Origin of the sequence: Lysobacter sp. 1R34A (assembly GCF_051217035.1) — a bacterium.
Lineage (GTDB): Bacteria > Pseudomonadota > Gammaproteobacteria > Xanthomonadales > Xanthomonadaceae > Lysobacter.
The window spans coordinates 1-17667 of the sequence record NZ_JBPKJP010000008.1 but is presented as its reverse complement, the minus strand read 5'-3'; the positions used below and the strand labels follow the sequence as shown (position 1 = coordinate 17667).

The 17667-nt window shown below is 68.5% G+C and carries 15 protein-coding genes; 9 read left to right on the top strand and 6 right to left on the bottom strand.

Annotated elements, in window-relative coordinates; translation table 11 throughout:
- Positions 1–31 precede the first annotated feature (31 nt).
- The 4 genes from ACSAMQ_RS04445 to ACSAMQ_RS04430 all read right to left on the bottom strand — a co-directional run bounded on the left by ACSAMQ_RS04445 (position 32) and on the right by ACSAMQ_RS04430 (position 5263).
- A complete protein-coding gene (locus ACSAMQ_RS04445) occupies positions 32–4021 on the bottom strand; it encodes a zeta toxin family protein (protein WP_435394483.1) in 3990 nt (1329 codons plus the stop codon).
- Positions 4022–4033: 12 nt separating this feature from the next.
- Entirely contained in the window at positions 4034–4369 is a 336-nt protein-coding gene (locus ACSAMQ_RS04440; RefSeq protein ID WP_435394482.1) for a hypothetical protein, read from the bottom strand.
- Between the two features lie 74 nt (positions 4370–4443).
- Positions 4444–4758 (bottom strand): hypothetical protein, encoded by a 315-nt coding sequence (locus ACSAMQ_RS04435; protein ID WP_435394481.1) that lies wholly within the window; start codon positions 4756–4758, stop codon positions 4444–4446.
- Between the two features lie 154 nt (positions 4759–4912).
- Entirely contained in the window at positions 4913–5263 is a 351-nt protein-coding gene (locus ACSAMQ_RS04430; RefSeq protein WP_435394480.1) for a hypothetical protein, read from the bottom strand.
- A gap of 297 nt (positions 5264–5560) precedes the next feature.
- On the opposite strand from ACSAMQ_RS04430, the gene dusA reads away from it, so the two are divergent.
- From dusA to ACSAMQ_RS04405, 5 genes are all read left to right on the top strand, one after another.
- Positions 5561–6547 (top strand): tRNA dihydrouridine(20/20a) synthase DusA, encoded by a 987-nt coding sequence (dusA, locus tag ACSAMQ_RS04425; protein WP_435394479.1) that lies wholly within the window; start codon positions 5561–5563, stop codon positions 6545–6547.
- Positions 6548–6603: 56 nt separating this feature from the next.
- Entirely contained in the window at positions 6604–7545 is a 942-nt protein-coding gene (locus ACSAMQ_RS04420; protein WP_435394478.1) for an arginine deiminase-related protein, read from the top strand.
- A 183-nt stretch (positions 7546–7728) separates the two neighbouring features.
- A complete protein-coding gene (locus ACSAMQ_RS04415; protein ID WP_435394536.1) occupies positions 7729–8073 on the top strand; it encodes a hypothetical protein in 345 nt (114 codons plus the stop codon).
- A gap of 59 nt (positions 8074–8132) precedes the next feature.
- Positions 8133–8816, top strand: coding sequence for a response regulator transcription factor (locus ACSAMQ_RS04410; protein WP_031372686.1), 684 nt, complete (start codon positions 8133–8135; stop codon positions 8814–8816).
- Positions 8817–8889: 73 nt separating this feature from the next.
- Positions 8890–10302: an ATP-binding protein gene (locus ACSAMQ_RS04405; protein WP_435394477.1), complete on the top strand. Its 1413-nt coding sequence runs from the start codon at positions 8890–8892 to the stop codon at positions 10300–10302.
- Positions 10303–11814: 1512 nt separating this feature from the next.
- Here ACSAMQ_RS04405 and ACSAMQ_RS04400 read toward each other — a convergent pair.
- Together ACSAMQ_RS04400 and ACSAMQ_RS04395 are read right to left on the bottom strand one after the other, a co-directional pair.
- Positions 11815–12510: a zinc-dependent peptidase gene (locus tag ACSAMQ_RS04400; protein ID WP_435394476.1), complete on the bottom strand. Its 696-nt coding sequence runs from the start codon at positions 12508–12510 to the stop codon at positions 11815–11817.
- Between the two features lie 70 nt (positions 12511–12580).
- Positions 12581–12862: a hypothetical protein gene (locus ACSAMQ_RS04395; protein ID WP_435394475.1), complete on the bottom strand. Its 282-nt coding sequence runs from the start codon at positions 12860–12862 to the stop codon at positions 12581–12583.
- Positions 12863–13012: 150 nt separating this feature from the next.
- On the opposite strand from ACSAMQ_RS04395, the gene ACSAMQ_RS04390 reads away from it, so the two are divergent.
- The 4 genes from ACSAMQ_RS04390 (at position 13013) to ACSAMQ_RS04375 (ending at position 17469) form a co-directional block, all read left to right on the top strand.
- A complete protein-coding gene (locus ACSAMQ_RS04390) occupies positions 13013–14827 on the top strand; it encodes a DegV family protein (RefSeq protein WP_435394474.1) in 1815 nt (604 codons plus the stop codon).
- Positions 14828–15008: 181 nt separating this feature from the next.
- Complete coding sequence (gene plsY / locus ACSAMQ_RS04385; RefSeq protein ID WP_435394473.1) at positions 15009–15689, top strand: glycerol-3-phosphate 1-O-acyltransferase PlsY; 681 nt, start codon at positions 15009–15011, stop codon at positions 15687–15689.
- A complete protein-coding gene (gene birA / locus ACSAMQ_RS04380; RefSeq protein ID WP_435394472.1) occupies positions 15689–16696 on the top strand; it encodes a bifunctional biotin--[acetyl-CoA-carboxylase] ligase/biotin operon repressor BirA in 1008 nt (335 codons plus the stop codon). The genes plsY and birA overlap by 1 nt, the downstream gene beginning before the upstream one ends.
- Positions 16693–17469: a type III pantothenate kinase gene (locus tag ACSAMQ_RS04375; RefSeq protein ID WP_435394471.1), complete on the top strand. Its 777-nt coding sequence runs from the start codon at positions 16693–16695 to the stop codon at positions 17467–17469. The genes birA and ACSAMQ_RS04375 overlap by 4 nt, the downstream gene beginning before the upstream one ends.
- Positions 17470–17667: the final 198 nt, after the last annotated feature.

The window sequence follows — 17667 nt, the reverse complement described above, 5'->3', positions numbered from 1 at the left end:
CGCGGCCGCGGCGGCTACCCGTTACGCGTCATTACGGCATACGCGCGGCCCGCCCGGGTTCGTCCTGGGCTTTCTGGTTCGATTCCTGCGCCAAGCGCTCGTCCCGCTGTTGGTTGTAGGCCTGCGTCTCGCGCAGGGTGTCCTGCATCGCCGGCGCCGGTTCGGTCGCCGACACGCCGGCGTGGAATCCGGGCGTGGTGCCCGCGACCCACAGCTTGCCGTCGACCACGGCGACCTTGTCGATGCGTTCCGCGTCCGGGATGCCGGCAAGCTTGGCTTCCAGCATCGCCCTGGCCACGGTCTCGTCGGTCACGTCCGCCGGCACGCCGCCGCGGATCATGGCGAACATCGCCTGGTCGCTCGGCGACAGCCGCGACAGGCTGAAGAGCGGCTCGGGACTGGCGGGCGAGCCTGTCGACATGACGTCCCGTGCGGACTGCCGTGCCGGTTCGACGGCCAGGGGGGCGTCCGAGCGAGGCGATAGGGTCCGTTGCGAATACGAAGCCGGCGCATCGCCGTACTGCGCCGGCTCGTACGGCCGGGCCGGTGCTTGCGAGGCTGGCTCGACAGTCCGAGCGGCGGCCTCGCGCGCCGGGGGCTGCGGCGCCTCGTCGCTTCTGGAGCGCGGCGCAGCCGGTGCGTCTTGCTCGGTGAATGCGGTCGGCCGAGTGGCCTCGGCAGGTTGTGCGGTTCGGACGGCTTCCTCGTTCGACGGCGTGCGGGGCTCGAACTCGCGCGCAGTCCGCGAGGGCGCTTCGTCGTCCTGGCGGGCCACGGCCGGGCGTTCCGGCGCGATGTCCGGCTGCGACGGGGACGCGCGTGCTGGCTCCTGCGAGGTCGCCCTGCTCGATTCGATCCGAGCGTGCTGCGCCGCCGACATCGCCTGTTGCGTGGCCGGGTCGGCCATGCCGGTGTCGGCGAGGCCCTGGTCGCGCTGGAACTGGCGGACGGTCTGTTCGGTCGCCGCATCGTATTCGCCGTTTCGAACCAGAGGCTCGCCGTCCGGCCCGCGGTAACCGACGCGGTCCAAGCGGTACTGCAACAGTTCCACTTCTTGCCCGCGGTCGCCGGGGCGCAGCGTGTCGTCCTGCGTGTCAGCAGCGGCGCTGACCGCGTCGGAGGGAGCGGGGGCGGCCGGCTGCGCGGAATCGGTCTGGACGACTGCAGGCTGGGCAGGAGCGGGCTGAATGGCAGCGGGCTGGGCGGGAACGGCTTCGACAGGAGCGGCTTCGACAGGAGCGGCTTCGATGCGAGGGGCTTCGATCGGAGCGGCCGGCACGAAAGCGGTCGGCGCTACCGCCGGCTCGGGTGCGCGCGGCGGGACTTCGGCTTGAGACGATCCGGATTGGGGCGATCCGAGCTGGTGCGATCCAGGTCCGGGCGACTCGGCTGCAACCGCCCTAACTTGGGCTGCGGCTTCCGCTTGGGGACGCTCGGGCTCGGCTTCGGCGATCGGTTCCGGCGCTGCGGCCGCAGGTGCGGGCGACGGCGCCGCCGCTGGCTCGCCCTCTCGGCGCAGGTCCGACGGCGGAACCGGCGCGCCGGTCGTGCGCACGGGTTGCGCCTCATCGAGCGCCGGAACCGACGGCGCGAGCTCGGGCGAAGCGGTCGCCACCGCGGCCTGCTGCGCCGCCTGCTGCACCTCGTCGCGCGACAGGCCTTGGCGGTTGGCTTCGCGCTCGGCCTGCTGGTGCGCCTCGCGTTGCTGCGGCGACAGGGTGGCGACCCGCAGCTCCGGGGTGTCGGGAATGGGGGCGGCGCGTTCGCGTCGCGCCGCTACGGCCTGCTGGATGTCCTCGGTGCTGGTGACCGCGACGATCTGCACCACGCCGCCGTCGCGACGCAGGTGCGCGAGCGGGCTGTCGATGTCGTAGCCGCCGTTCGGGCTGCGTTCCACGTGCAGGGAACTGGCATGCGGGTCGATGCCGTGCGCCTCCCGCGTGCGCTGCAAGGCGTCCATCACCGCGTCCAGCCGTTCCGGATTCGGCTGGATGCCGAGCGCGGCATAGGTCGACAGCACGTTGGCGCGGTCCTGTTCGTCGGGTGTCGGCGGCTGCCACCGCGGGATCGTCGCCAGATGACGGTCGTGCTGCACGAGTTGGGTTTGCAACTCGGCGCGCGTGGCCTCCAACTCGCGCTGCAGGTTGGCCGGCGCCGGGCTGCCGTCGCGCTGCCATTCGCCTTGCGCGTTGCGTCGGTACTGATCGCCGTTCGAGGCCTGCAGGCTATTGGGTTCGGCGAGAGCGGCGAGCACCGCCGATGGCATCGGCCCGAACTCGTCCCAACCGTTGCGCCGGTAGGCCTGCTCGTAGCGCGCGGCGATCGGCGCGGGCCCGTTGGCGATGTTGGCGCGCACGACCTGCTCGGCCATCCGGTCCAGCTCCGCGGCGCGTTCGGGCAGCGCTTTATCCGGCACGCTCAGCGGCTGGCCGCGGTCGGTGCGGGCGATCACGACCTGGCGGTACCAATCGCCGCTGTCTTCGTTGCGCTTCCAGTCGGTCTGGGCGAGGCTGTGCTTGTCGTGCTCGTTGGCAGGCTGCACGTAAGGGTCGCGCGGCGGCTCCAGCTTGCCCATCGCCAGCGCGCTGGACGCATTGCTGGCCAGGTAGGTCAGCTCCCGCGCCTTGTCCGGCAGGGCGGCGAAGGATTGCTTCACCGGCGTGGTGACGCCGTCGTCGCGCAGATCGCCGGGTTCCTGCCTCAGCCATTGCCGGCCGTTGTACTTCCAGTCCACACCGTCGCGGTCAGTCTGGTTGTAGATCTGGTGCTCGTCCCACAACTGGGCGGCCTTCTCGCCGAGCTGGCTGCCGGCGAGCGCGCCGACCGCCACGAACGCGATCGCACCCGGTCCGGTTTCCCAACCCACCGCAAGACCGGCCGCCGCGCCGCCGAGCCAACCGCCGGTGCCGCGCGCCGCGTAATGAGCGAACTGCGACTGCGCCGCGAGCGGATTGTCCTGCTCGAGCAGGGTGCCGACGCGGTCCCCGGTTTGTTTGGCGTCGTAGGCGCTGGCGGCCATGCCCAACGCCGAAACGCCGGCGAGCGTGGCCACCTTGCGCAGATTGGGCCCGGTCGCATCGGGCGTCGGCGCTTGCGCCAACGGCGCGCCGGGACGGACCAGTTCGTCGATGGTGGCGGCGGCCTCGGCGCGTTGCGCACTGTGGGCCACCTTGCCGCGATCCGCCTGTTCGCGCAGCAGCGCTTCGGCGGTCGAGGCGGGAACCTTGTCGTTCTGAGCGATGGTGTTCGGCAGGTCGCGATGCCATTCGGCTTGTTTCTGCCAGCGCTCACGCAATTGCTGTGTCACTTCTGGATCTTGCAGGCGCGCCTCACGCGCTTCGCGCAATGCGGCGCTAGGCAGCGTCGAATCCCGGCGGCTGTCATAAAGTTCGGTGCCGCTGCGGTCGAAGATGCGTACTGGCACGTTCGTCGCGCCACGGACTTTGTCGAGATTGTCCGGCAGGTCGCGATACACGTCATCGTGGAAAGACAGGGGGACGTCACGACCAAAACCGAACTGATCGAGGTTCTTTGTGAACCGTTCGTCGACGCCATGCTCGCTTTCGAGCCGGTGTGAAGCCATTGCACGAACTTCAACTTCGTAACCGGCGGCCTGCAGCTCGCGGATCATCTGGGTCGCGGGCTTCGCATTTCCAAGCGTGGTATCGACGATGAGGTTCTTACGGCCCTCGATTGCCGCCTCACGCAGTTCTCGCGCCCACTGACCTGCGTCAGCATTGGTCTGCTGCGACCATCCATAGGGGGAGGATTTTTGCCATTCCTCGGCTTTCAGATGGAACTTGCGAAGTTCATCCGGGTCAACTTGGACGACGTCGCCTTTAAACTCAAATGCTGCGGCTCGACCCAAGCCGCCTTTGCCGGCACCTGGCTGTCCCGCCAAGATGATCGCTTTAGGTCTTTCTTGTGCAGTCGTTGAGTTGAGGTTGCTCTCCGGGATGATTTCCTCCAGAAAGATGCGCTTGTGGGTATCTTTATCCAGCTTGTCTGGGTTGTCGCTCATCAGAATGTATCCTTAATTCTGCTGGAAATAGTTCCAAAGCGCTTCGTCGGTGAGCCAGACATGCTTCCAGCTTGCCTGTGACATCAATCGTTTCTTTTGGTTAGCTTGCGTAATCGCTTCGGCGTCCCCGTTGACTTGAATTGCCTCTAGTTCTTTCTGGGCTTCGCGGATAAATTCCTCGAGTTGCCCTTCCAGCATCCAGGTTGCGACCTCAAACTTCGAGCTCGCAGGTCTGTTTTCCGCTGCCACGAGATTGAGTTGTTTTTGTAAGCGATTGATGTGGTCAGGATAGTCACGAAGCAAATCCTGTAATTTCTTTGGCACGGGAGGGAGTGGTAAGTCGGTCATTAGGTGTCCCTTATCTGAGCTGCGAATTAGCGTATCTCATGTCTGCAGGCTTATGGTGATTGGCCGGATTGCGATTATCTTCGCCGAAGAATGCTTTCCTGGCGCCTTTGAAAATAATCCCAGAGCGCTTCGTCAGTGAACCAGACATGCCTCCAGGACACCTTCGACATCAAGCGTTGCTTCTCATTCGCTTGTGCAATCGATTCGGGATTTCCATTGGCCTGCGCGGCTTCGAACTCCGTCTCGGCTTCGCGATAGAAGGCCTCCAGTCGACTTTCCAGTACCCACACGGCAACTTCGAATTCCGGTGTCAGCGGCGACGGATCGTTAATGACGGTATTGAGAACCTCCTGCAATCGGTCGATATGCCCTGGATAGTCCTTGAGCATTTCCCGCAGTCGTTGTGGCACCGAGGCGGTGGGAGGCTACGGCTATTCGGTGCAGAAGTGCTGTTGTCCGTCATGGCACTGTGTTCCTTGTGCAGCAAGTCAGCTAAATCAGTAGGGCGCAGCCTTCTTCAAGTAGCAAGCTAATCGTCCCTAACTAGACCGCGTCTTCGTTCTGTTTGAAGTAGTCCCATAGATCCTGCAGGCCCTTCATGCCGCCATTGCTCGATCTGGCCCTGAACATCAGGGTCTCCTGCTCCTTCGCCATGGCGATCATGCTGTCATTCTCGCCTTCGCGTGCGGCGCTAAGCTCGGCCTGTGCCTCGTGGATGAACTCTTCGAGTTGCCCTTCCAGCATCCAAATCGCAATTTCGAATTTCGGGCTGACCGATTTAGATTCTTCGGCTACTCGATTCAGTTGCTCCTGAAGTCGTTCGATATGCCCCGGGTAATCCTTGAGCATCTCGCGCAGCTTCTTAGGAACGGGCGGTGGCGAGAGTTCAGCCATGACAGCATGTCCACGATGCAATACCGCATGGAGTATCGCTCAGGACGTGCCGCGTTGGCATCAGACTTTTCCTACACCGGCCTCGGGTAATTACCCGGCGTTTCGATATTCCTGCAGGGCGCGCGACGGGCCAGCTGCCGCCAGAAACAAATTAACGCAACCCCGAGTATCGCTTTCAGGTGCTCAACCCCCGCCATTGCTACACTTACGCCTTATCTCGGCCTGAGTTCGGCAGGTATCCGGGGACTCAACAGGGCAAGGCGGGTTTCATCAGTGACCGAAGCAAGCGGAAAAATCTTGGAATCGCAGGCCATCCGTCTGTCCGTCGCCCCCATGATGGACTGGACCGATTCCCATTGCCGGGTGTTTCACCGCACCCTGGCGCCGCATGCGCGGTTGTATACCGAGATGGTGCATGCGAATGCGGTCATCCACGGCGACCGCGCGCGGCTGTTGGCGATGGACCCGGTCGAGCATCCGGTGGCCTTGCAGCTCGGTGGCAGCGAGCCGGCATTGTTGGCGCAGGCGGCGCGGATCGGCGCCGAGCGCGGGTTCGACGAGATCAATCTCAATTGCGGTTGCCCCTCCGACCGGGTGCAGGCCGGGCGGTTCGGTGCTTGCCTGATGCGCGAGCCGACCCTGGTCGCCGCGTCGGTGGCGGCGATGATCGAGGCCTGCGACGTGCCGGTGACGGTGAAGTGCCGGCTCGGGGTCGACGACGATCATCGTTTCGAAGTGTTCCTGGCTTTCATCGACGAGGTCGCCGCGGCTGGTTGCACGATGTTCGTCGTGCACGCGCGCAACGCCTGGCTCAAGGGCCTGTCGCCGAAGGAGAACCGCGAGGTGCCGCCGCTGCGCTACGACTGGGCCTACCGGCTCAAGCGCGAGCGGCCGCAGCTCAAGGTCGTCGTCAACGGCGGCATCGCCACGGCCGAGGAGGCGACCTCGCACCTCGAGCACGCCGACGGCTCGATGCTCGGCCGCGCGGCTTATCACGAGCCTTACGTGCTGCATCGGATCGACACCGCCTGGTTCGGCGGCGAGCTGCGCAGCCGCGCCGAGTTGCTGCGTTCGCTGCGGCCGTATGTCGAGGCCGAGCTCGAACGCGGTGTGTTCCTCAAGCACATCACCCGGCACATGCTCGGCCTGTTCCATGGCGAGCGCGGCGGCCGCGCGTTCCGCCAGGTGCTCAGCGAGGGCGCGCATAAGCCCGGCGCCGACTGGTCGCTGATCGAGCAGGCCCTCGCGGTGACCGAATCCTTCGCCGCCCGCGACGCCGCCTGAGCTCCGGTTTTCAGGTTCTGCCCTTCCAAATCACCGCCGCCTGCCTGCGAGCCCGCATGATCACCCGCGATCCCGACGCCTTTTTCGCCCAGGCCCGCGCGCTGGCGCCGGATTTCGGCCCGGCCACCGCCCGTGCCGCCTTCCTGGTCGCGCCGGACGGGTTCGCCCGCGCCGAGCAATCGGCCGGGGACAACCGCTACATGGCGCAGGCCGGCGATTTCGACCCCGGTCGGGCCAGCGCCCAGCATCGCGAGCTGCACCGGGTCTTGTCGGCGGTGCTGCCGACGGTCTGCTTCGCCGGCGATCCGGACACCCCGGACGCGCTGTTCCCGAACAACGTGTTCGCGACCGGCCGCCCGGATGCGGCGCGGGCGCCGGGTGGGGCGCCGCGCTATCTGGTCGGGCGCATGCGCCACCCGGTGCGCCAGCGCGAGGCCGGCCGCGGCGACATCCGCGCCTTCTTCGGCCAGGTGCTGGGCTACGAGGCGGTCGATCTGTCGCTGCAGGGGCATCCCTGCGAGCTTACCGGGGCGCTGGTGATCGATCGCGCCCGGGGCCTGGGTTATGCCGGCCTGTCCGAGCGCTGCGACGAGGCCGGCGCACGGCTCATGCACGAGGCGCTGGGGCTGCGCGCGACCCTGCTGTTCGACCTGGCCCCGGGCGAGTACCACACCAATGTCGTGCTGGCGGTCCTGGCCGGCCGCGCCGCGCTGGTCAGCCCGGCCGGTTTCGCCCAGCCGGCGCTGGCGGCGGCCATTGCCGGTTTCTATGCCCCGCACGGGCTGATTCTGTCCGCGGCCGAACACGCTGCCTTCGTGGCCAATTCGATCGCACTGTCGGCCGAGCGGGTCTGGATGAGCGCCGCCGCCGGACGGGCCCTGGCCGAACCCACCCGGGCCGGCCTGGCCGCGGCGGGCTTCGCGCTGGCGACGGTCGAACTGGACGCGATCGAGGCCGGGGGCGGCTCGCTGCGCTGCTGCGTCGGCGAGATTTATTAGGAACGACTCTCAGCTGCGCGGTGTCGGTTTGCCCGTCCCACGTGTGATGGCGGTCCGACCGGCCTGAATGGCAGCCCGGATGTAATGGAAAAGTTCAGATCGGATTCACTGCCCCGTTCCGAAAATGCCCCCACGTCGCAAGTTCGCACATTCATTGTTCCGCTGGGGCATCCTAAGATCGTCATGAGCATCCGGTCCACCCGCGTCCTGTCGTTGCTGCTGCTCGTCGCCTCGTGCGCCGTGGCCGGCAACGCCCTGGCGCAGCACGACGACGGCCGCGGCGGCCGCGGGCACGACCGCCGCGACGACCATCGCTCCCTGTCGGACGCCATCCGCCGGGTCGAGCGGGAGAGCGGCGGCGGCCAGGTCCTGAGCGCCGAACGCATCCCTTTCGACGGCCGTGACGTAAACCGGGTCAAGGTCGTCGATTCCAGCGGCCGAGTCCGGATATACATGGACGACCCGCAGCAGAGGGGCCGCCGCGACGACGACCGCCCTACACGCCGCGACGACAATAACAACGACTAACCTTCGCTTCGACGGCCCGGGCGATCCTGGCGGGCCGACATTTATACAAGGGAGTGCCCATGCGAATTCTGCTGGTCGAAGACGAAGCGCCGCTGCGCGAGACCCTGGCTGCGCGCCTCAAGCGCGAGGGCTTCGCGGTCGATGCCGCGCAAGACGGCGAGGAAGGCCTGTACATGGGCCGCGAGGTGCCGTTCGACCTGGGCATCATCGACCTGGGCCTGCCGAAGATGTCGGGCATGGAGCTGATCAAGGCCCTGCGCGACGAAGGCAAGAAGTTCCCGGTGCTGATCCTGACCGCGCGGTCGAGCTGGCAGGACAAGGTCGAGGGCCTGAAGCAGGGCGCCGACGACTACCTGGTCAAGCCGTTCCACGTCGAGGAGCTGCTGGCGCGTCTCAACGCGCTGGTGCGCCGAGCCGCGGGCTGGAGCAAGCCGACTCTGGAATGTGGGCCGGTCATGCTCGATCTGGCCGCGCAGACGGTCAGCGTCAACGGCGGCAACGTCGACCTGACGAGCTACGAGTACAAGGTTCTGGAATACCTGATGATGCATGCCGGCGAGCTGGTCTCGAAGGCCGACCTGACCGAGCACATCTATCAGCAGGATTTCGACCGCGACTCGAACGTGCTGGAGGTCTTCATCGGCCGCCTGCGCAAGAAGCTCGATCCGGACGGTGCACTGAAGCCGATCGAGACCGTGCGCGGTCGTGGCTACCGGTTCGCCATTCCGCGCAGCGGCGACTGACCCAGGAGCCTTTCCGGACCCCTATGCGGCCCGCGTCTCCTCCTGATGCGGGCCGTCCGGCCCGTCCGACGCCATGAGCTGGGGTCAGCCCCGCTCGCTGCGCGCGCGCCAGTTGCTGGCCGCGAGCCTCGGCCTGCTGGCCTTCCTGGCCCTGGCCGGTTACGCGCTCGACCGTGCGTTCCTTGAAACCGCCGAAAGCAACATGCGCCAGCGCCTGACCAGCTACGCGCTGGCCTACGCCGCCGACACCGATTTCGGCCGCGGCGGCGAAATCATCCCGCCCTACGACCCGCCGGACCCGCGCTTCGACCGGCCCGGCAGCGGCCTGTACGCGGAAGTGATCCTGCCCAACGGGCACTGGGACTCGATGTCGGCGCAGGGGCCGGTGCTGCCCGACGGCGGCATGCTCAAGCCCGCCGAGGAAACCTTCGAAGGCCCGTTGCCGATCACCGAGATCAACGGCCGGGCCGGCGAGGCCTATCGCTATGGGCGCGGCCTGATCTGGAGCGTCGACGGCGACTCCAAGTCCGAGTTCCAGTACACGATCTACATCCTCGAAGACACCAGCGCGCTGCGCCAGCAGGTCGCGGTGTTCCGGTTGTCGCTGTGGCGCAACCTCGGCGGTGCCGGCGTGATCCTGCTGCTGTTGCAGGCGCTGATCATGCAATGGAGCCTGCGCCCGCTGAAGCGGGTGATCGAGGAACTCAAGCGGGTGCAGCGCGGCCTTGCCTCGCGCATGAGCGAGCGGCACCCGCGCGAGCTGGAACCGCTGACCGAAAGCATCAACGCCTTCATCGAGAGCGAACGCGAAAACCTCGACCGCCAGCGCAACACCCTGGCCGACCTGGCGCACAGCCTGAAGACGCCGCTCGCGGTGCTGCGCGCGCGCCTGGACGACAACCAGAACGGCGGCGCGCCGATCGACGCCGGCCTGCGCGAGGATGTCGACGTGCAACTGCGGCGCATGAACGACCTGGTGTCCTACCAGCTGTCGCGCGCCGCATCCGGCGGCCATGCACTGTTCGCCGCGCCGATCGCGATCGAGCCGCATGCCGAAGAAATCGTGCGCGGCCTGGAGAAGGTGTACTCGTCCAAGGGCATCCTGTGCGAGTTCGACGTGGCCGAGGGCGCGCAATTCCACGGCGAGCCGGGCGACCTGCAGGAACTGCTCGGCAACCTGCTCGAGAACGCCTTCAAGTGGGCGAACTCGCGCGTGCTGCTGACCGTGCAGTCGGGCGAGACCGCGGGCAACCGCCGCCCTGGCTTGCTGTTGGCGGTGGACGACGACGGCCCCGGCATTCCCCCGGAGAAGATCGCCTCGATCCTGCAGCGCGGCGTGCGCGGCGACGAACGCGTGCACGGCCACGGCATCGGCCTGGCGATCGTGCAGGACCTGGTGCGCGGTTATCGCGGCACGCTCGACGTGATTCCGTCCGAGGAGCTCGGCGGGACGCGGTTCGAGGTGAAGTTGCCGCCGGGGTTGTGAGGTAGTAGCGATGGTTCCGGGCGCGGCTGCACTTGCGCTCGCGAGCGCGTCCTCCGTTCCGCGTCCCGCGTCTTCTTGAATGGTCTCTCTGTAGGAGTAACGTAAGTCGCGACCGCTGGACGTGCAGCATCCGCAAGGCTGATGTCATGGAGCGAAGCGGCGTGCTTTCGCCAGGGTAGGAGCGGCGCAGGCCGCGATCGCCATGCAGCAATCTCGCGTCGTCTTTGGGGTGTCCTTGTAGGAGCGACGTGAGTCGCGACCAAGGGACGCGCCGAGATAAAAAGGCCGTGGCCATTCGTCGAAGCGGCGAGTCTCGCCAGGGTAGGAGCGGCGCAAGCCGCGACATCGCTGTGGCGGTCTTGCGGCGTATCGCTCATCGAATGAGATCAAGATCAAACCCAAAGCTTCCGCCGCTAAAGCGGCGGGTTACTTTCTTTTGTCATAAGCAACAAAAGAAAGGTAACCAAAGAAAAATGCTTTTCTTTGAATCAAGGGCCCGCGCGAGCGATGCATCCGCAGGGATCTACATACGGGACATCCCTGTCCCGATGAAAAACGGCCCGCATCCGTGCGGGCCGCCCTCCGGGTCTTCTGTTGCCTTCGCGAGTGCGAGTCGGCGCACGGCAGCAGCAAAATATTCGGGGCAACGGCAACGGCAACGGGTGGTTGCAGGGGCTCAAAGGTAGGGGTGGCGCAAGCCGCGATCGCCATGCCTTGATCTCGCTTCGCCTGGGCACCTTCCCTGTAGCAGCGACGTAAGTCGCGACCAAGGGACGCGCAGAGAAAACAAGGCCGTCGCCATTCGTCGAAGCGGCGAGTTGTCGCCAGGGTAGGAGCGGCGCAAGCCGCGACATAGCTGCGGCGGGTCTCGCGACGTTGATTGTCTGCCTGGCTCTTCCGCTCTTCCGCTTTTCCGGTCAAAGCAGACCCGGAGGGCGGCCCGCATGGATGCGGGCCGTGCGCAAGCAGGCCATGGATGGCCTGTCTGGAGCATCCCTGCGTCGGCAGCGATCGTGCTGGCCTTTGATCCGAGGAAAAGCACTTTTCTTTGGTTACTTTTCTTTTGTTGCTTTAGACAAAAGAAAGTAACCCGCCGCGTAGTGGCGGAAGCTTTGGTTGATCTTGATCTTGATCTGATCCAGATCACATCCGGAATCTTTCTTGAATCATGCGCCGCAAGTCCGCCACAGCGATGTCGCGGCTTGCGCCGCTCCTACCCTGGCGAGAGCACGTCGCTTCGACGAATGGCGATGGCCTTGTTATCACGGCGCGTCCCTTGGTCGCGACTTACGTCGCTCCTACAGGGAGAGATACCCAGGCGAGGCGAGGTGAAAACATGACGGTCGCGGCTTGCGCCGCTCCTACCCCTGGCGAAAGCACGCGGCCTCGATGGATGGCACAGGCATTGAGGTGTCGGCGCGTCCCGCGGTCGCGACTCACGTCGCTCCTACAGGGAGCGCGCGCCGCATCGGCCGCTGATACCCGCGGCCGCGACCGCGCGCGCCGCGCTACTCAAGCGAACGGCGACACGCCGTAGAACCGCTGCAAATGCGCCGCCACCGCGGGCATCTGCTGGCGCAGCAGGGCGGGGTCGCTGAAGTGGTATTCGGTGACGACCGCGAAGAACTCTTCGGGGGCTTCGGCGGCGTAGGGGTCGATCGCGGTGTCGCGGCCGGCGTCGACTTCGGCGACGAAGGCGTCGTAGGCCTGCTGGAAATCGCGCGCCCATTCGCGCTGCCACGGGCGCGGCAAGGGCGGGGTGCCGTCGAGCAGGTCGTCGAGCACGTCGAGCTTGTGCGCCATCTCGTGCGCGGCCACGCAGAAGCCGGCGCGCGGCGCTTCGCAGTCGGCCAGCACGTCGGCCCAGGACAGGATCAGGGGGCCGGCTTCCCAGGACTCGCCGATCAGTTCGTCCTGCCACTCGTGCAGCACGCCGGCCGCATCGGTGTGGCTGCGATTCACCCGGAACGCATCGGGATAGACGATCAACTGCGACCAGCCGCGCAGGCCTTCCTGGCCGAACTCGAGCAGCGGCAGGCAGCACAGGGCGGCGAGCAAGCAGCGCTGGTGCGGGTCGAGTTCGAGCTCGCCGATCGGGCTGATGGTTTTTTCGTGCAGGAAGCGCGCGGCCAGCTCGCGCAGGCGCTGCTGCCGTTGCGGATCGAGCGCGCGCGCCCACGGCAAGGCGGCGACGGCGTCGCGCCACAAGGCGTCATCGATCGGGGGCGGGCGCCGCAGGCGGCGCAACAGGTCGAACAAAGGCGGTGTCGTCAGCGGATCAGCGGAACATGCCCGGCAGGAAGTTGTGCCAGCGCGGCGACTGCAGGCGGTTGTTGGCTTCGGCGTCGCTGTGCACGCTCGGCTTGGCCTTGGTGTCGCGCGCGGTCGCCGGCGCGGCGCCGCGGCCGCTCGGGCGGGCCGCCGTTTCCTTGCGCGAGGCGCCGCTTTCGGGGCAGGCGTCGTTCGGGCTGAGCTTGTTGACCTCGCGCGCACCGACGTCCGCGACGGCCAAGGTCGCACTGGCGAGGGCGAACAGCAGGCACAGACAGATCCGTAGCATGGCGGAATCCTTGATCGGCCCGGCCGGAATCCGGCGTCGAGCGATTTCCCGACTATAGCGCGAAACCGAGACCCGGAGCCGGCTCCGGCCGCGCAAGATCGATGCTGCGCCGCAGCAGGTGGCCGGGCCGGTTTGCCCCAGACTGCCGCCATGGCGACCGCCCGTCCTCCGCTGACTGCGCCGGCCCTGCGCCGGGCCTTGATCGCGGGCGCGCGCCGGGTCATCGCCGGGCGCGATCTGCTCAACCGGATCAACGTGTTCCCGGTCGCCGACGGCGACACCGGCAATAACCTCGCCCACACCCTCGGCAGCCTGCTGAACGGGGCGCTGAGCCGACGCAGCCGCCACATCGGCGAGCTGCTGCTGCAGATCGGCGACGACGCCATCGACGGCGCGCGCGGCAATTCCGGGGCGATCCTGGCCCAGTTCCTGTACGGGCTGGCCGAGTACGCGCGCAGCCGGCCCGAACTCGACGCCGCGACCCTGGCCGCCGCGGTCCGCCACGGCGCGGTCCACGCCCGGGCGGCGCTCGCGCATCCGGTCGAAGGCACCATCCTCAGCGTCATCAACGCCTTCGCCGACGCTCTCGACGAGGCCGCCCTGGCCAGCCGCGACGGCGACCCGCGCCCGGGCTTCGCCGCCGCGCTGGTCCGGGCTCGCAGCGCCCTGGCGCGCACGCCGCAGCAGATGGCGCTGCTGCACAAGGCCGGGGTGGTCGACGCCGGCGCCAAGGGTTTCGTCGACCTGCTCGAAGGCATCGCTGAATTCGTCGACGGCGGCCCGCGCGCCTTGCGCGTGCATGCGGGCGTGAGCGCCGCCAACGAAGCCTGCGCCGGCCACGAGCAGGCGCCGGCGCACGACGCGGTCGATCCGCAGCGGCGCTGGTGCAGCGAATGCCTGGTGATCGGCGGCGGCATCGAACGCGCCCGGCTGCTCGCCGCGCTCGAAGCGATCGGCGCCGATTCGGTGGTCCTGGCCGGCGGCGAAGCGCGCATGCGCGTGCACGCGCACGTCGACGCGCCGCAACGATTGTTCGATACCTGCGCGGCGTTCGGCGCGGTCGAGGCGATGAAGGCCGACGACATGCTGCAACAGCAGCGCAGCGTCGAACGGGTGCAGCGAGTGGCGGTGGTGACCGACAGCGCCGCCGATCTGCCCGAGTTCCTGGCCGAACGTTACGGCCTGCAGGTGGTGCCGGTGCGGGTGTCGATCGACGGACGCGACTACCTCGACAAGATCGGCCTGGCCACGGACGAGTTCTACCGGCGCATGGCGGGCAGCGCCGGGCTGCCGCGCACCAGCCAACCGCCGCCGGGCGATTTCCGCCGCGCCTTCGAATTCCTGCTGGGGCATCGCGCCGAAGTCTTGTACGTGGGCTTGTCGCGCGCGGTCTCCGGCACCTTGCAGTCGGGCGAGCAGGCCGCGGCGCGCGCCGACCCGCGCCGGGTGCAGGTGTTCGACAGTTTCAATGCCGCCGGCGGCCAGGCCCTGCTGGCCTGGCGCGCGGCCGAACTGGCCGGCGACGGAGCCGAGCTGGCGGCGATCGTGGCCGAGCTGGAACGGCTGCGCCCGCTGACCCGGACCTGGGCGATGGCGCGGGATATCTCGCACGCGGTGCGCGGCGGCCGGATTCCGCCCTGGGCCGAGCCATTGGTGCGATACACCGGCCTGACGCCGGTCGCCAGGATACAGCCCGAGGGGCGGCTCGGCGTCAGCGGGGGGCTGTTCGCCAGGAAACATGCGCCCGAAGCCTTTGCCCGCCATCTGGCGCGCCGGTTGCCGAAAAGGCAGCGCTGGCGCGCGATCGTCGGCCATTGCGACGCGCTCGGCGACGGCGAGCGCTTGCTCGAGGCGCTGCGCCGCCGGCTCGACCTGGAGCAAGCCTGGCTGGTGGAGACCGGGCCGGCACTGGGCGCGCATGCCGGGCGTGGGGCGCTGTTGGTGTCGGTGCAGCCTGCGCCGTGAAGCGGGCAGGGGGCGGAGGCCCGGCTGAGGGGGCGTGGCTAGGGGGACGTGGCGAGGGGACGAGGGAGGGACGATAGCGGTCGCGGCATGCGCCGCTCCCAGCCTTTGAGGCCGGCGGAATCGCGGGACGTCTGCGTTCGCTCCGTATCGGCCCGCGTACCGGCTCGCGCATAATTCGCCCATGCCGTTCGCCGCCCTCATGCCGCCCTCGTCCGCCGCCATCGCGGTGGCGCCGCTGTCGGTGGCGCTACTGCTGGGGGCGTACGCGATCGGTTCGCTGTCGGGCAGCCTGTTGCTGGGACGCCTGCGCGGTGTCGACATCCGCGAGCAGGGCAGCGGCAACGCCGGCGGCACCAATGCCTTCCGCACCCAGGGCCTGCGCTTCGCGCTCGCGGTGGTCGTGTTCGACATCGGCAAGGGCGCGCTCGCGACTTGGCTCGCGCTGCGCTATGCCCCGGTCGGCGACGACTTGCCGGTCACCGCGCACGGTTACCTCGCCGCGTTCGCTGCGGTGCTCGGCCATGTCTGGCCGATCTGGCACGGCTTCCGCGGCGGCAAGGGCGCGGCCACGCTGGTCGGCGGCGTGGCGGTGCTGTGGCCGTTCGCGCTGCCGGTGCTGTTGCTGGCCTGGGCCGCGGTGCTCATCCTCAGCGGCTATGTCGGCCTGGCCACGGTGATCGCGGCGCTGTGCCTGCCGGTGCTCGCCTGGCTCGGCGACGCCGGGCTGCCGCGGCAATGCTTCGCGATCGCCGCCGCGGCGTTGATCGTGTTCACCCATCGCGGCAATCTGGCGCGCCTGCGCGCCGGCACCGAATCGCGCTTCGCCGGCGCGCGTCTGCTGCACCGTTGGCGCCGGAGCTGATGGACGACCGCGCGCTGTTGCAGCATCTGATCGCAGGCCCCGCTACCGGCGATGCGCTCGCCGGCGCCGCCGGGCAGACCCGCGCGGCGGTGTGGAAGCGCATCGAGGCCTTGCGCGAAGCTGGCGTAGCGATCGAAGCCAAGCCCGGGCGCGGATACGCACTTTCGCAACCGCTCGACCTGCTCGATGCCGAAGCGATCGCCGCCGCGCTGTCGGCGCCGACCCGTGCGCGCTTGGCCACGCTCGAGGTGGCCTGGAGCATCGACTCGACCAACAGCGAGCTGCTGCGCCGGCCGACCCCGGCGCAAGGCGTCGCGGCGCTGCTGGCCGAACGCCAGACCGGCGGACGCGGGCGCCGCGGCCGGGTCTGGGCCTCGCCGCTGGCGGCGCATCTGTACCTCTCGCTGTCGCGCTCGTTCGGCGGCGGGCTCGCCCGTCTCGGCGGGCTCAGCCTGGTCGCCGGCATCGCCGCGGCCGAGGCCCTGCAAGGCCTCGGTTACACCGCGGTGCGGCTGAAATGGCCGAACGATCTGGTCGTGCCGGACGGCGACGGCCTGCGCAAACTCGGCGGCCTGCTGATCGAAGGCGGCGGCGAATACGCCGGGCCGGCACGCGCGGTGATCGGGCTCGGGCTCAACGTGCGCATGCCGGCCTCGGCCGCGGCGTCGATCGACCAGCCCTGGATCGACCTGTCCGGGCTGTCCGGCAAGCACGGCACGCACAGCGTGGCCCGGGACGGCGTCGCCGCGGCCCTGCTGGAACGGCTGCTGCCGGCGCTGGACGAATTCGACCTCGCCGGGCTGGCGCCGTTCCTCGACCGTTACGCCGCATTCGACGCCTTGGCCGGGCAGGCGATCAGCGTGCACGGCGCCGACGCGACCCACCAGGGCATCGCCCTCGGCCTGGCCGACGACGGCGCCCTGCGGGTGCGCCTGGACGACGGCGAGGAGCGTCGTTTCCACGCCGGCGAAGTCAGCGTGCGGCGCGTGCAGGGAGCTTCGCGTTGAGCGCCTGGCTGTTCGACCTCGGCAACACCCGGCTCAAGTGCGCGCCGCTCGGCGCCGACGGCCGTCCCGGTGCCGCCGTGGCCTTGCCGCATCGCGAGGAAGACGTGGCCGCCGCACTCGCCGAGGCCTTGCCGGCCGAGCGGATCGAGGTGGCCTACCTGGCCAGCGTGGCGCATCCGGCCCTGCGCCTGGCCGTGCTCGATGCCCTGGCCGCGCGTTGCCGGCGGATCTCGATCGCGCGCACCCAGGCGAGCTTCCGTTCGCCGCAGGGCTTCGCCACGGCCGCGTCCGATCGCGTGCGCATCGCCTACGCCGAACCGCGCAAGCTCGGCGCCGACCGTTTCCTAGCCCTGCTCGGCGCGCATGCGCAAGGCGAGGGCGCGGCCCTGATCTGCGGGATCGGCACCGCGCTGACCATCGATCTGCTCGACGCCGGCGGCCTGCATCGCGGCGGCCTGATCGCGCCGTCGCCGACGCTGATGCGCGAAGCCCTGCATGCGCGCGCGCCGCAATTGCCCGAGCACGGCGGCGCGACCCTGGACTTCGCCGCCGACACCGAAGACGCGCTGGCCTCCGGCTGCGACGGCGCCGCCCTGGCCCTGATCGAACGCAGCCTGGCCTCGGCGACGGCCGCGCTCGGCCAGCGGCCGCGGTTGTTGCTGCATGGCGGCGGCGCCGATGCGCTGGCCGCCGCGCTGCCGTCGCCGACCCTGGCCCCGACTCTGGTCCTGCAAGGACTCGCGATCTGGGCCGGCATCGAAACATCCCGCTGAACCCAGGCGATAGAATCCGCGCATGCTCGTCCGTGCCCTCATCGTTCTGCTGATCGCGCTCAACATCGGCGTCGCCGCCTGGTGGGTCGCGCGCCCCGCCGCGCCCGCCGCAGCCGAGGAGAAACTTCCGCTCGGCGTCGCGCGCCTGCAGTTGGCCGGCGAATCCACGGCGGCGGCCGTCGCGCCCGCGCCGTCGGC

Coding starts and splice junctions, on each gene's coding strand:
- ACSAMQ_RS04410 (WP_031372686.1), top strand. CDS start 8,133: ATGCGAATTCTGCTGGTCGAAGACGAAGCGCCGCTGCGCGAGACCCTG.
- ACSAMQ_RS04445 (WP_435394483.1), bottom strand. CDS start 4,021: ATGAGCGACAACCCAGACAAGCTGGATAAAGATACCCACAAGCGCATC.
- ACSAMQ_RS04405 (WP_435394477.1), top strand. CDS start 8,890: ATGAGCTGGGGTCAGCCCCGCTCGCTGCGCGCGCGCCAGTTGCTGGCC.
- plsY (WP_435394473.1), top strand. CDS start 15,009: ATGCCGTTCGCCGCCCTCATGCCGCCCTCGTCCGCCGCCATCGCGGTG.
- ACSAMQ_RS04390 (WP_435394474.1), top strand. CDS start 13,013: ATGGCGACCGCCCGTCCTCCGCTGACTGCGCCGGCCCTGCGCCGGGCC.
- ACSAMQ_RS04440 (WP_435394482.1), bottom strand. CDS start 4,369: ATGACCGACTTACCACTCCCTCCCGTGCCAAAGAAATTACAGGATTTG.
- ACSAMQ_RS04435 (WP_435394481.1), bottom strand. CDS start 4,758: ATGCTCAAGGACTATCCAGGGCATATCGACCGATTGCAGGAGGTTCTC.
- ACSAMQ_RS04430 (WP_435394480.1), bottom strand. CDS start 5,263: ATGGCTGAACTCTCGCCACCGCCCGTTCCTAAGAAGCTGCGCGAGATG.
- birA (WP_435394472.1), top strand. CDS start 15,689: ATGGACGACCGCGCGCTGTTGCAGCATCTGATCGCAGGCCCCGCTACC.
- ACSAMQ_RS04395 (WP_435394475.1), bottom strand. CDS start 12,862: ATGCTACGGATCTGTCTGTGCCTGCTGTTCGCCCTCGCCAGTGCGACC.
- ACSAMQ_RS04420 (WP_435394478.1), top strand. CDS start 6,604: ATGATCACCCGCGATCCCGACGCCTTTTTCGCCCAGGCCCGCGCGCTG.
- ACSAMQ_RS04415 (WP_435394536.1), top strand. CDS start 7,729: ATGAGCATCCGGTCCACCCGCGTCCTGTCGTTGCTGCTGCTCGTCGCC.